Origin of the sequence: Actinomadura sp. 6N118, from assembly GCF_044326415.1 — a bacterium.
In the GTDB taxonomy this organism is placed as follows: domain Bacteria; phylum Actinomycetota; class Actinomycetes; order Streptosporangiales; family Streptosporangiaceae; genus Spirillospora.
In genome coordinates this window covers 671,981-684,798 of the sequence record NZ_JBIRAZ010000001.1, presented here as the reverse complement: position 1 = coordinate 684,798, position 12,818 = coordinate 671,981, and the positions used below count along the sequence as shown (strand labels likewise).

Sequence of the window (12,818 nt, the reverse complement as noted above, 5' to 3'; positions counted from 1 at the left end):
ACATGGCGCTTCTCGACCTTCAGGGTCTCCAGGCACCGGCGACGTCGGACGTGGCCAGCGGTGGCAGCACGCTGACGCTGCTGACCTGTCACTCCGGCCACCCGAGCAACCTCAGCGCGGCTCTCTGCCACTAAGTGGATTAGGGCGGCACACATCCCTGGGCGGCCGTGGTACCAGCCGGCACCGGTCGCCCAGGGCATTGTCACGTTCTCGAAGTCACGTTCTCGAAGTCACGTTCTCGAAGTCACGTTCACGAGGGAGGATCGTGCAGGCGGCAGACCGATTGGTGGCCAAAACCTTCCGGAGCGGCGGCCCCTGGCTGGGCGTCCTCCTGACGACGGCGATCGGCGGCGCGCTCCTGCAACTGGCCCTGCCCTATGTCATGGGCCGTACGGTCGACAGCCTCGTCGCCGGCGGAGGGGGGCTGGACGGCTGGCTGGTCGTGTGCACGGCCGTCGTCGCCGGGGTCGTGGCCTGCGAGAGCCTCGGGATCTGGGCGACCGGCGCCACCAGCGCGCAGGCGTCGGCCTGGCTGCGCCGATCACTGCTGAAGCACGTCCTGGGCACCGGTCCCGCGATGACGCGCCGCCTGCCCGAAGGCGACCTCGTGACCAGGCTCGGCATGAACACCGAAGAGGTGGGCCGCGCCCCGGAGGCCTTCATCACCACCGCCGCGCTGCTGCTGCCCACGGCGGGCAGCCTCGTCGCGCTCGCCCTGATCGATGTGTGGCTGCCGTTCACCCTGCTGGCCGGGCTGGTACTGATCACCCTGGTGTTGCGTGCGTTCCTGCGGGACACCACCACGCTGTCGGCCGGCTACCAGAAGACACAGGGCGACCTCGCGTCCCGGCTGCTCGACGCGCTCGGCGGGGCCCGCACGATCGCCGCGGCCGGCACCACCGAGGCGGAGGCGCGTCGTGTGCTGGTGCCGCTGCCGACGCTGCGCGAGCACGGTATGGGCCTGTGGCGGGCGAACGCACGGGCGGGCGTCCAGGCAGGTCTGGCGATACCGCTGCTGGAGGTGACGGTGCTGGCCGTCGGTGGGTGGCGGCTGGCGTCCGGTGATCTCACCGTCGGTGAGCTGTACGCGGCCGCGCGGTACGTCGTGCTGGGCGCTGGCTTCAGCGCCGCCCTCGGCCATGTCGGACGGCTGGCGAGGGCGCGCGCCGCAGCCGGGCGTGTCGCCGAACTGCTGACCGACAGGCCGGTCGAGCACGGCGAACACCCGCTGCCCGCAGGCCCGGGAACCGTGGAGTTCCGCGGTGTGGCGCTCAGCCTCGACGGCACGCCGGTGCTCGACGATCTCGACCTGGTGCTGCCGGGCGGTACGGCGACGGCCGTGGTGGGCCGGTCCGGTACGGGAAAGTCGCTGCTGGCCGCGCTGGCCGGACGGCTGATGGATCCCGACCGCGGAACGGTGCTGCTGGATGGCGTACCGCTGCGCGAGTTGCCCAGGGACGAGCTGCGCCGGGCGATCGGGCTCGCGTTCGACAGGCCGACGTTGGTGGGCAGCGCCCTCGACGAGGCGACCCTTGAAGACGCCATCGCCCTGGGACTTCCCAAACGCGATCACGAGGTCGTCCAAAGTGCCGCCGCGTCCGCCCGAGCCGACACGTTCATACGGCAAATGCCCGCCGGGTACGCGACCCGGCTGCAGGACGCCCCCATGTCCGGTGGCGAGAAGCAGCGGATCGGCCTCGCCCGGGCGTTCGCGCAGGGCCGGCGGCTCCTGGTCCTGGACGACGCGACCTCGAGCCTCGACACGGTGACCGAATACCAGGTCGGCGAGGCGCTGACCGGCCGGCTGCGCGGCCGCACCCGGCTCATCGTGGCGCACCGGGTCGGCACCGCCGCCCGCGCTGACCGGGTGGTCTGGCTGGAGGACGGCCGGATCCGCGCGTACGAGCGGCACAGCGTGCTGTGGGCCGACCCCGACTACCGCGCCGTGTTCCAGGACGGCTTGGAGGCCGGATGACCACCGGCGGCTTCTTGTGGGATGCGCTCCGCCGGGAGCCCCGCATGCTCGCCCGGATCGCCTTCTGGTCAGTGCTTGAGGCGTCGCCCGCGTTCGTCATCGGCCACGCGATCGCGCGGGCGATCGACGACGGGTTCGCTGCGTCCCGGCCGTGGACCGGGATGGCGTGGCTGGCCGTGCTCGGCGTGGCATGGTTGGTGGCCGCGTTCGGCGCCCGGCAGGTGATGCTGGCCGTCGCCGGGGTCGTCGAGCCGTTCCGCGACCGGCTGCTGAAGCTGATCGTGGACTCGACCCTGCGCCGTACCGCGACACCGCTGGAACAGCCGCAGTCGTCCGCGGTCGCCCGTTCCACTCTGCAGGTGGAGCTGGCCAGGGACGCCTTCGCCGCAGTCATCTCGGTCGTGCGGTCGTTCGCGTTCACGGTGGCGAGCGTGACACTCGGGATGCTGACCCTGGTCCCTGAGGTGCTTTGGCTGGTGCTGCCGCCGTTTTGTGCGGGGGTCGCGCTCTTTCTCCTGTCGCTGCCCGCCCTCGCCCGCCGGCAACGGCACTTCCTGCTGACGGACGAGCGCAACATCGAGGTCTTCGCCGAAGTGACCGGTGGGTTGCGCGACATCACGGCCTGCGGAGCCGAAGACCGGGTTGGCGCAACAGCCGATGCCCGGGTGGCGGAGCAGGCGACGGCGGGGCGAGCGCTGGCCCGTGTCACCGCGATGCGCACGCTGTCCTTGTCCCTGGGCGGGTGGCTGCCCGTCCTGGCGCTGCTGGCCGGAACGCCCTGGCTGCTGCGGCGCGGCGCCGACCCCGGTGTGATCATCGGGGCGCTCGCGTACGTCACGCAGTCACTGACCCCGGCGTTCGGCGGGCTGGTCGAGGGCCTCGGGGTCAGCGGCGTCCGGCTGCTCGTGTCGCTGAACAGGATCCTGGAGAAGTCGCGGGTGCCCGCCCTCGGAGCCCGGACGACGCCCGCCGCCGGGGCCGACGTCACGGTCCGTGGCGTGACGTTCGGATACGGGCCGCATGCCGACCCCGTCATCGCCGATCTCGACCTGCGGGTGGCCGAGGGAGACCACCTGGCGGTGCTCGGCCCCAGCGGGATCGGCAAGTCCACGCTGGCGGCGCTGATCACCGGGATCGTCGTACCGGACGCGGGGCGCGTGCTGGTCGGCGGCGTACCGGCGGATCAGCTCGAACCTGCGGCCCGGGTGCTGATCCCGCAGGAGGCGTACGTGTTCCGCAGTTCGTTGTGGGACAACCTGACCTATCTGGCGCCGGGCTCGTCCGAACGCGCGGTGGGGCGGGCCGTCGAGGCGGTCGGCATGGCTGCGCTGGCCGACCGGCTCGGCGGCCACCGTGCCGAACTCGACCCGGGCTCGCTGTCCGCCGGAGAGCGCCAGCTGATCGCGCTGGCCAGGGCCTACCTGTCCCCCGCCAGGCTCACCATCCTGGATGAAGCCACCTGCCACCTCGACCCGGCGGCCGAGGCGTTGGCGGAGTCCGCCTTCGCCGACCGGGGCACCACGCTCATCGTGGTCGCCCATCGGATCAGCTCCGCCCGCCGAGCCCAGCGGGTGCTGCTCATGGACGGCACCCGCGTCTGGCACGGCACCCATGCCGAGTTGATTCGGGACGCCCCCGGCTATGCCGAGCTGGTCGGGCACTGGCGCGCCGCCGATTTCGACAATGAACGGGAGTCCGTGCAATGAGCCATCCGCCTGCGGAGCGCCAGCCGATCGTCGAAGACCTGCACGGTTACCAGGTGCCGGACCCGTACCGGTGGCTGGAGGACCCGTCCAGCCCGCAAACGCGCGAGTGGCTGGCCGCGCAGGACGAGCTCTGGCAGAAAGCCGTCGGCACGTTGTCGGCGAGGGACGAGCTGCGTGCCCGCGGCGCCGCCCTGGCCGGTACCGGCATGATCACAGCACCGATGTGGCGCGGGGACCGCCGGTTCTTCCTGCGCCGGGCGCCGGGGCAGGAACACGCGGTGCTGCACGTCTCAGCCGAGGACCGGCCCTCACGCGTGCTCATCGACCCCACCGAGCTCGACCCGACCGGCTTGACGACGCTGGACGCCTGGCAGCCGTGCCACGACGGCCTGCTGCTGGCCTACCAGCTGTCCACCGGCGGCACCGAACGGGCCGAGCTGTACGTCATGGACGTCGAGACCGGCAAGGTCATCGAGGGCCCGATCGACCGTTGCCGCTATTCACCGGTGGCCTGGCTGACCGACGGGCAAGGGTTCTATTACGTACGGGCCACAGCGACCTCCAGGGAGGTCCACCTCCATCGGCTCAACACTCCGACGAGTCTCGACCCGGTCATCTCCGGCGCCGACGCGCACGGCTCGATCTCGTACGGCCCGACCACGCACGGCCCGATCTCGTATGGGCTGGGCATCAGCCATGACGGGCGCTGGCTGGCCATCTCCGCCGTCCCCGGGACCAGCCCCCGCAACGACCTTTGGCTCGCCGACCTGTCGACCTCACGTCCCGAAAAACCGGACTTCGTGCCGGTGCAGCAAGACGTCAACGCCAGGAGCGTGCTGGTCGTCCGGGGCGAACGTATGTACGTGGTGACCGATCACAGGGCGCCGCGAGTCCGGATCAGCGTCGCCGACCCGGCCAAGCCGACCCTTCAGCGCGAGCTCATCGCGGAAGACCCGGAGGCGGTGCTCACGGATTTCGCGATCCTGGACGGTCTCGAACGGCCCGTCCTGGTCGTCGCCTGGATACGGCAGGCGATCAGTGAGATCACCGTGCACGACCTGGCCACCGGCGAGCTGCTCGCTGACGTCCCGCTGCCGGGCCCAGGCTCGATCGGCCCGTTGGCGGCCCGTCCAGAAGGCGGCCACGCGGTCTGGTTCACCTATACCGACACCGTCACCCCGGAAGCCGTGTGGTGCTACGACGCGCGTACGGGAGAGACGAAGCTCTGGGAGGAGTCTCCGGGCAAGGTCGACACACCCGACGTGGCGACCCGGACCCTCCGGTGCCTCTCCGCAGACGGCTCGCCAGTGGACGTCACCGTCATCGGCCCCGCCGTCGCCGAGGGCCCGCTCCCAACGATCCTGTACGGCTACGGCGGTTTCGGAGTCCCGCTCACGCCCTCGTATGCGGCCGACGCCCTCGCCTGGGTCGACGCCGGTGGCCAACTCGCCATCGCGCGCCTGCGCGGCGGCGGCGAGCAAGGACTCTCATCGCATCGCGCAGGGGTGCTGGGCCGCAAGCAGCGGGTCTTCGACGACTTCATCGCCGCTGCGGAAAAGCTCATCTCCGAGGACCTCACCACCCCGGACCGACTCGCCATCTGGGGGGAGTCCAACGGCGGCCTCCTGGTAGGAGCGGCGCTCACCCAACGGCCCGAGCTGTTCGCCGCCGCGGTCTGCGTGGCACCGCTGCTCGACATGGTCCGGTACGAACGTTCCGGTCTCGGCGCCTCCTGGAGCAGCGAGTACGGCTCCGCCTCGAAGCCCGACGAGTTCGGCTGGCTGTACGCCTACTCCCCCTACCACCACGTACATCCAGGCATCGCCTACCCGGCCGTCCTCTTCACCGTCTTCGACGGCGACACAAGGGTGGACCCTCTGCACGCCCGCAAGATGTGCGCGAACCTCCAGTGGGCGACCAGCGGCCAGCGCCCCATCCTCTTCCGTCGCGAAACCGGCGTCGGCCACGGTGCGCGCGCGGCCAGCCGATCCCTGGAGCTGGCCGCCGACATGCTCGCCTTCGCCGCCACCCACACCGGCCTGCGAACGACCACGTGAGAGCACGTGAGCACGTGAGCACGTGATCAGCCTTTGTCAGGCCAGAGCCAGCCGCGTTCCTTGGCGATGGCCACCGCCTCAACGCGGGTGCGCGCATCGATCTTGGTGAGGATGCGCGACAGGTAGTTGCTCACCGTGCCGCTGGCCAGGTAGAGCCGCTGGGCGATCTCCCCGACCGTGCAGCCCTCCGCGGCGGCCTTGAGGACCTCGACCTCCCTGGGCGTCAGGGGGCTGTCGGCCTTGCCCTCGCCGAGCTCGGCGAAGGCAAGATCGGCGTCGATGACGCGCTCACCGCGGGCGACCCGGCGGATGGCGTCCACCAGTTCCGCCGGGGAGGTGTCCTTGAGCAGGAACCCGGCCGCGCCGGTGGCGACGCCCCGGCGCAGATCCCCCGACCTGCAGCGTTCGGCCATGATGATGACGGCGCAGCTCGGCATCTGGTCGTGCAGCAGCCGTATCGCTTTGAAGCCGTCCATGTCGGTCAGGTCGAAATCGATGAGCGCCACTTGCGGCGCGCCTCTCCGGGCGGCCGCCACCAGCTTCGCTCCGCATTCCACCGTCCCGGCCACGGAGATATCCGGCTCCCCGTCCAGAAGCGCGACAAGGCCGCTTCTCAAAAGCTGCATATCATCGGCAATCAGTACCCGAATCACCTGTATTCCTCGTGATCAGGTAGCAGAGGAATCATATTCCGGTCACCAGAAATTCTGCGCTGCATCACGCCGCCTTAACTGGGCTGAGTTGAAGGGGCCACCACTTAGGGTGACGAAAGTCTGTCGGTGCGTCAAACCGGACATCGCCTCCCTCACCATCCCGATGTTGACCATCGAGCAGGCATCTGATCCACCTGCGCCGTCAATTGAAAAGCCGGATACCCGCTTGGCGAACGAATCGCAGGCAAGACCGGCAGGCAGAAGTGAAGTGAAGGTAAAGAGAGTTCGGCCGATATCGGCCACTGGCCAATGACACCAGCTCAAACAAAGTTCTCGTGCAGCCCGATAAGACCGCGGCCCACATATTGAGACGCAGTTTGGTGAGCCTGACCTTATTCGGGCCGGGTATGGCTTTTAACGCCGACCGGTCCAGCCGGTAATGAGGGCCGGGTGGTGCTCATAGCCAGCCTGCCTCTTCGGCTATCCGGATGGCGTGCACACGGTTCCGCGCACCGATCTTGTGGTTGATGCGCGACAGGTGGTTGCGGACCGTCCCTATGGCCAGCAGGAGGGCCTCGGCGATCTGGGCGGCGGACTCGCCCCGGGAGGCGAGCACGAGCACCTCGCGCTCACGATCGGTCAGCGGGTTCTCCGCGGCGCTGAGCTCGGTGAAGGCCAGGTCGGGATCGACGACCCGCTGACCGCGGGCGACCTTGCGGATCGCCGCGACCAGGCCGTCGGGCGAGGTGTCCTTGAGCACCAGCCCGAGCGCGTGCGCGGCGGCCGCCCGTCGCACGTCACCGGGCCGGCTCCGGGCCGTCATGAGGACCGACAGGCACTCGGGCACCTCGTCGTGAAGCGTGTCCGACGCGGCGAAGCCGTCCATGTCCGAGAGGTCGACGTCCAGCAACGCCACGTCAGGACGGAATTCAAGCCCGGCCCTGACGACCTCCTTCGCCGAGTCCGTCGCGGCGACGACCTCGAAATCCGACATTCGATCCAAAAGGGCGACAAGTCCACACCGGAAGAGCGGCGCCGCGTCGCCGATCACCATCCGTATCACTCCACGTTCTTCCTGGTGGGCATCCGGTTGACCGGAGCTCATCGCGGGAGTCCGGCGAACGGGCGGGGCGGGGGGCTGCAATCGGGAGCGCGAAGGGAGCGGCTGAGGCATACAGTCACCTTTCGCGGCGGGGAGCAACTGGGGCGCAGTCTCAGAGTGAAGTAACAAGCTTTCTCTGAGTCAACATCGGACGTAAATTCTTCCCGGCCGAATTTGGGGAAATATCTCTTGACACAGCCCACACCGAACGCCAGGCCACACCGAACGCCCGCCGCACACGGGTGCGCCGCCCGGCCCACCAGCGCGACCGCGACCGCGGTGTGGATGATCACCAGCAGGCCGGATCGGGTGTGGTGTCACCTCGGGTGTGGTGTCAGCGAAGGAAGTCGAAGGAGGCGCCGGTGTCGGTGTCGCGGGCGGCGCTGTAGGCCGCCCAGGCGACGGCGAGGTCCTGCCAGGGCAGGCCGACCGGGGCATAGACGGTGATCTCGTTGTCCTTCACGCGACCCGGCACCTGCCCGCGCAGCAGGTCGCGGAGCGTTCCCGCGGCATGTTTGACGTCCAGCCCGGCACCCGCGAGCACGCCCATCTCAACGGCCAGTGCGACATCGTCGACCACCACGCGGGAGCTCAGCAACAGCTCCGCGCCCAGCTCGGTCTTGCCGGGCTCGTCGGCGCCGAGCGAGGTCACGTGGGTCCCCGCGGACACATCCCCGGCGTTCAGCAACGGCCGCCGTGCCCAGGTCGCCACGATGACGATCCCGGTGCCGGAAGCCGCGGTCCGCGCGTCCGCGGCGGTCGTGGCGGGGATGCCGAGCCGCAGGCCGTGCCGCTTGGCGAACTCGGCGGCGCGCCCGGCGTCCAGGTCGTACACGACGAGCTCACGCACCTGGCGGAGCCCCGACAGGCCCTTGAGCACCAGGTCTGACTGCACGCCGGCACCGATGACCGCGACCGTGTCGGCGTCCCGGCGGGCCAGTGCGTGGGTGCCCAGCGCGGCGGCCAGGCCGGTGCGCCAGGCGGTCACGGTGGCCGAGTCGAGCAGGCTGAGCAGCTCCCCGGTGTCCAGGTCGTGCAGGCACACCACGCCGCGCAGAGCGGGGCGGACGCCGGGGAACTTGGCGTTGACCTTGACCGTGTAAGCGGGGACGCCCGTGATCAGGCCGGGGATCAGGGCGGTGGCGGTGCCAGGCCCAGGCAGCGGGGTCACGACCCGCTGCGGCCCTACGTCCCCGCGCTCAGCAGCGAAACCCCGCCGCAGCGCGTCCAGGCAGTCGGCCGGATCGAGCAGGGATTCCAGCTGGGAGCGGTTCAGGAGCAGCGTCACCAGTACATTCTTGCGTCCCGCTCACTCGGCGGTCGAGGAGGAACATTTCACACCTTGACACGGACCGTTATTTAGCAACGACCCTGAGTCACGCCACAGGCAGGCCCAAAAGGCTCGCGCCCACGCCGAGGAGCCCGGCTCCGAGCAGGGTGCCGACCACGCCTCGCCGCAGCAGGACCAGCCACACGGCGGCCGCCGCCAGGACGCCGAACTGCCACAGGTGATCGAGCACCAGCGCCAGGGTCAACGCGGAACCGCCGATCGCGCCGATCACCGCCGGACCCGCCCCGTCGAGAAAGGCCTGGACGGCCGTGTTCGCCCGCAGCCGATCGAAGCGCGGGCCGCCGAACAGCACGAACACGAATGAGGGGGCGAACGCGAAGGCCGCGGCGAGCAGCCCGCCGGAGACCCCCGCCGCCGCGTAACCGACCACCGCGACCGTCTGCACCACCGGCCCCGGCGTGATCTGACCGAGGGCGACGGCGGTCGTGAACTCGGCGGAGGTCATCCAGTGATAGTGGTCGACGGCCTCGGACTGCATGAGCGGGATGATGACGAAGCCGCCCCCGTACGACAGCGCGCCCACCTTGAAAGCCACCCATGCCAGCGCGCCGAGCCCGCCCGCCGCCGCCGGCGCCGCCAGCAGGACCGGGAGCGCCCGGCTCTTCGGGGCGCGTTCCCGTCTCACCAGCATCTCCACGATCCCGCAGGCCAGCAGCACAAGAACGAGGTAGGGCCCGATAAGAACGGTGGAAACCCCGCCCAGCAGCAGGTACACGTACCACCTCGCGCGGCTGCGTGCCCGGCGCCGGCTGGCCGGAACGAGGTCGGCGGCCGCGTGCACGGCGACCGCCGCCACGGCCGACCCCGCACCCGCCGCCGCGCCGCGTACCCACAAGGGCGCGTCACCCGACAGGAAGAGCGCCGCCAGTACCAGGATCAGCAGCAGGCCGGGCACGATGAAGCACAGCCCGCCCACGATCGCGCCCATCGGCCCATGCAGCCGCCACGCGCAGAAGATGGCGAGCTGCGTCGAGGCAGGCCCGGGCAGCAGGTTGGTCGCCGCGATGCCGTCCTCGAACTCCTCGGCGCTCAGCCAGGCCCGGTCCTTGACGCACAATCGCCGCAACAGCGTGATGTGTGCGGGCGGGCCACCGAAACCCACGCAGCCGATGCGTCCCCATTCGCGGGCGATGGTGAGCAGACCGGGACGGGAGGCGTGATCGATCTCAGGCACGCCCCCATGCTGCCGCACCCGGGTTACCAGAGCGGAAGCAGTCCCGGCCCGGAGCTATTGGGGGCGTTGGCCTGCGTGGGTGAGGGAGTCCCAGTCGGTGAGCCAGTTGCGGCCTTGGTCGTCGATGAACGAGCCGGGCGGGGGCTTGGTCTGGTGCTGGCGCAGCCACTCCCCTGGCCGCCGCATCGACGGGCGCAGCCGCCCGTCGCTGGGCATGAGCTGCGGCGGGATCGGCGCGGGCATGGCCTGCGGGATCTGTCCCTCGCTCGCCACCTCGGCCTGGTCCTTCTCCTCCGCCATGCCGATGGGGCCTTGGCGCCGCGCGTTGAAGAACTGGTTCACCGCCGGGTGCGTGCTGGAGAGGACCATCTCCCGTGGCCCGAACATCACCAGCCCGCGCCGGAAGAGCAGCCCCAGGTTGTCGGGCAGCACCCGGGCGGTCCCGATGTCGTGCGTGACGATGAGGAACGTCGCGCCCATCTCGGTGTTGAGATCCACGAACAGCTGGTTGAGGTAGGCGGTGCGCACCGGGTCGAGCCCCGAGTCCGGCTCGTCGGCCAGGATGATCTCGGGGTCGAGCACGAGGGCGCGGGCCAGTCCGGCGCGCTTCTTCATCCCGCCGGAGATCTCGCCGGGCAGCTTCTCCTCGGCGCCGCTGAGGCCGACCATCTCCATCTTCTCCAGCACGATCCGGCGGATCTCGGACTCGCTCTTCCTGGTGTGCTCGCGCAGCGGGAACGCGATGTTGTCATAGATGTTCATGGAGCCGAAGAGGGCGCCGTCCTGGAAGAGCACGCCGAACTTGCGGCGCATGTCGTACAGCTCGTTCTCCCGCAGGTGCGGCACGTCGCCGCCGCCGACGAACACATGGCCGCGGTCGGGGCGCAGGAGGCCCACCAGGTTCTTGAGGAAGACCGACTTGCCGGTGCCGGACGGCCCCAGCAGCGCGGAGATCTCACCGGCGGGGATCGTGAAGGTCACGTCCTCCCAGATGACCTGCCGCCCGAACGACTTCTTGAGCCCTTCCACCCGGATCTCGACGCCCATGGCCACTCCCAGGCGGGGCTTCCGGGGGCGGGATGTCCGCAGCTCTTTCAGCCGGTCCCCCGCCGCTTCGACTGTACGACGGCCATGCCGCCGCGACGAGGCCCAGGTCCAATATTGGACATCAGGTCCAGCCAGGTGTGTGACCGCGTCCCTAGCCGGCGGGGACCTCGAGTGTGCGCATGACCTCGTTCAGCACCTCGGACTGGCGCGGCACGAGATAGAAGTGGTCGCCGTCGAGCACGCGCAGCGCGAAACGGCCGTCGGTGACCTCGGCCCACCCGGCGGCCTGCGCCTCGGTCACGTGCGAGTCCGCGTCACCGATGACGACGGTCACCGGCACGGTGAGACGTGTGCCAGGGCGGTGGACGTACTCCTCGATGAGCCGGAAGTCGTTGCGGACGTAGGGCAGGACCAGCTCGCGGAGCTCGGGATCCCGCAACACCTCCGCGTCGGTGCCGCCGAGCTTGACCATCTCGGCGATCACGGTGTCGTCGTCCTTACCGGTCACCCGGTCGTCGCCGCGATCATGCGGCGGGCGCGTGCCGGAAATGAACACGTGCACGGGTGGGGCGCCGCGTTCCTGCAACAGGCGCGCCACCTCGTATGCCAGCACGGCGCCCATGCTGTGGCCGAAGAGCGCGAACGGCCGGTCGAGCAGCGGGGCCATGGCGCCCGCGATGAGGCGGGACAGCTGGTGGGCGTCGGTGACGAACGCGTCGGCGAGCCGGTCGGCCCGGCCGGGGTACTGCACGGCGTGCACCTCGACGGCGGGGCTGATCTCCTTGGCCCAGGACCGGTAGAAGCCCGCCGAGCCGCCCGCGTGCGGCAAGCAGAACAGCCGCATCGAGGCCCACGGCCGCGTCTCGGCACAACGGAACCAGGTCACGGGATCAACTCCTCCTCATCGCACGTACGGGCAACGGTACGGGGATCGCCCGGCAGCGGCCACGGAGCGAGGCGCGGATCGGGCACGAGCTTCGGCCGGGTCGTCTCGGCGGCGACCTTGAAGCCTCGGCTCCGGTAGTTGCCCATCGCGTTGGGGTGGTCGAGCGTGCTGGTCCGCAGCCAGACCCGGGTCGCCGGTCCGGTGTGCTCGGCCCAGTTCTCCCCCCGCTGCCACGCACGGCGGACGCACTGCTCGACGAGGTGCCCCCCGTACCCCTTGCCGACGAACGCGGGGGTGAGCCCGACCAGATGGATCTCGGTGTCACCGTCCGGCTGCGCCTCGATCTCGAAGAACCCCGCGATCGTGCCCTCCGCCATCACGATCCAGGTGGCCAGCTCAGGCCGGTCCACCCAGGCCCACCAGTCCTCATGGCTCCAGGGGAACCGGTCCGTCCAGCACACCCGGGCGCCGACGGCGGCGTAGAGGGCGCGGCTGACATCGGGCGAGGGGACCCCGGCCCGGCTGAAGGTCATCTCGATGCTCGGCGGTGGCGCGGGCCGCAGGTCGGCGGCGTCGCGCATCTCCATCGCCCACTCGGTGACTGCGGAGATCTCCAGGGCACCCCTCAGCGCGGGTCCCCCGGGATCAGCCACCCATCGCCTCGATGAGGCTCTTCGGGCGCATGTCGGTCCAGTTGTCGTTGACGTAGTCCAGGCATGCCTGCCGCGTGTCCTCGGTCTTGGCGACCGTCCAGCCCGCGGGCACCTCGGCGAACGACGGCCACAGCGAGTGCTGGCCCTCGTCGTTGGTCAGCACCACGTAGGTGCCGTCGGGGTCCTCGAAGGGGTTGGTCATCGGGGGGTCCTT

Annotated in this window: 13 protein-coding genes; 4 read left to right on the top strand and 9 right to left on the bottom strand. The window is 70.2% G+C overall.

Translation table 11 applies throughout. From position 1 onward, the window contains the following. Positions 1-2: 2 nt before the first annotated feature. The 4 genes from ACH34W_RS02950 to ACH34W_RS02935 all read left to right on the top strand — a co-directional run bounded on the left by ACH34W_RS02950 (position 3) and on the right by ACH34W_RS02935 (position 5,738). Positions 3-134: a SapB/AmfS family lanthipeptide gene (locus ACH34W_RS02950; RefSeq protein WP_395959090.1), complete on the top strand. Its 132-nt coding sequence runs from the start codon at positions 3-5 to the stop codon at positions 132-134. Between the two features lie 131 nt (positions 135-265). After that, a complete protein-coding gene (locus ACH34W_RS02945; RefSeq protein WP_395959089.1) occupies positions 266-1,975 on the top strand; it encodes an ABC transporter ATP-binding protein in 1,710 nt (569 codons plus the stop codon). After that, a complete protein-coding gene (locus ACH34W_RS02940; RefSeq protein ID WP_395959088.1) occupies positions 1,972-3,681 on the top strand; it encodes an ATP-binding cassette domain-containing protein in 1,710 nt (569 codons plus the stop codon). Before ACH34W_RS02945 ends, ACH34W_RS02940 begins: the two co-directional genes overlap by 4 nt. Then, positions 3,678-5,738: a prolyl oligopeptidase family protein gene (locus ACH34W_RS02935; protein WP_395959087.1), complete on the top strand. Its 2,061-nt coding sequence runs from the start codon at positions 3,678-3,680 to the stop codon at positions 5,736-5,738. The genes ACH34W_RS02940 and ACH34W_RS02935 overlap by 4 nt, the downstream gene beginning before the upstream one ends. Positions 5,739-5,764: 26 nt before the next feature. On the opposite strand, the gene ACH34W_RS02930 is transcribed toward ACH34W_RS02935, so the two are convergent. The 9 genes from ACH34W_RS02930 to ACH34W_RS02890 all read right to left on the bottom strand — a co-directional run bounded on the left by ACH34W_RS02930 (position 5,765) and on the right by ACH34W_RS02890 (position 12,806). Next, entirely contained in the window at positions 5,765-6,391 is a 627-nt protein-coding gene (locus tag ACH34W_RS02930; protein WP_395959086.1) for a response regulator, read from the bottom strand. 42 nt (positions 6,392-6,433) lie between these two features. Beyond that, entirely contained in the window at positions 6,434-6,694 is a 261-nt protein-coding gene (locus ACH34W_RS02925) for a hypothetical protein (protein WP_395959085.1), read from the bottom strand. A gap of 154 nt (positions 6,695-6,848) precedes the next feature. Next, positions 6,849-7,445, bottom strand: a complete 597-nt coding sequence (locus ACH34W_RS02920; protein WP_395959084.1) for a LuxR C-terminal-related transcriptional regulator — start codon at positions 7,443-7,445, stop codon at positions 6,849-6,851. A 382-nt stretch (positions 7,446-7,827) separates the two neighbouring features. Then, positions 7,828-8,781: an ornithine cyclodeaminase family protein gene (locus ACH34W_RS02915; protein WP_395959083.1), complete on the bottom strand. Its 954-nt coding sequence runs from the start codon at positions 8,779-8,781 to the stop codon at positions 7,828-7,830. 88 nt (positions 8,782-8,869) lie between these two features. Further along, on the bottom strand, positions 8,870-10,018 hold the full coding sequence (gene chrA / locus ACH34W_RS02910) for a chromate efflux transporter (RefSeq protein WP_395959082.1): 1,149 nt from the start codon (positions 10,016-10,018) through the stop codon (positions 8,870-8,872). Positions 10,019-10,072: 54 nt separating this feature from the next. Further along, entirely contained in the window at positions 10,073-11,065 is a 993-nt protein-coding gene (locus ACH34W_RS02905) for an ABC transporter ATP-binding protein (RefSeq protein ID WP_395959081.1), read from the bottom strand. A gap of 151 nt (positions 11,066-11,216) precedes the next feature. Further along, positions 11,217-11,951, bottom strand: coding sequence for a thioesterase II family protein (locus tag ACH34W_RS02900; protein WP_395959080.1), 735 nt, complete (start codon positions 11,949-11,951; stop codon positions 11,217-11,219). Then, positions 11,948-12,604 (bottom strand): GNAT family N-acetyltransferase, encoded by a 657-nt coding sequence (locus ACH34W_RS02895; RefSeq protein WP_395959079.1) that lies wholly within the window; start codon positions 12,602-12,604, stop codon positions 11,948-11,950. Before ACH34W_RS02895 ends, ACH34W_RS02900 begins: the two co-directional genes overlap by 4 nt. After that, the gene (locus ACH34W_RS02890; RefSeq protein WP_151570548.1) at positions 12,597-12,806 is read right to left on the bottom strand and encodes an MbtH family protein; all 210 of its coding nucleotides are present in this window, start codon (positions 12,804-12,806) and stop codon (positions 12,597-12,599) included. The genes ACH34W_RS02895 and ACH34W_RS02890 overlap by 8 nt, the downstream gene beginning before the upstream one ends. Positions 12,807-12,818 lie beyond the last annotated feature (12 nt).

Excerpts from the sequence above, each read along its gene's own strand:
- ACH34W_RS02950 (WP_395959090.1), top strand. The coding sequence starts at position 3 with ATGGCGCTTCTCGACCTTCAGGGTCTCCAGGCACCGGCGACGTCGGAC.
- ACH34W_RS02940 (WP_395959088.1), top strand. The coding sequence starts at position 1,972 with ATGACCACCGGCGGCTTCTTGTGGGATGCGCTCCGCCGGGAGCCCCGC.
- ACH34W_RS02935 (WP_395959087.1), top strand. The coding sequence starts at position 3,678 with ATGAGCCATCCGCCTGCGGAGCGCCAGCCGATCGTCGAAGACCTGCAC.
- ACH34W_RS02920 (WP_395959084.1), bottom strand. The coding sequence starts at position 7,445 with ATGGTGATCGGCGACGCGGCGCCGCTCTTCCGGTGTGGACTTGTCGCC.
- ACH34W_RS02905 (WP_395959081.1), bottom strand. The coding sequence starts at position 11,065 with ATGGGCGTCGAGATCCGGGTGGAAGGGCTCAAGAAGTCGTTCGGGCGG.
- ACH34W_RS02890 (WP_151570548.1), bottom strand. The coding sequence starts at position 12,806 with ATGACCAACCCCTTCGAGGACCCCGACGGCACCTACGTGGTGCTGACC.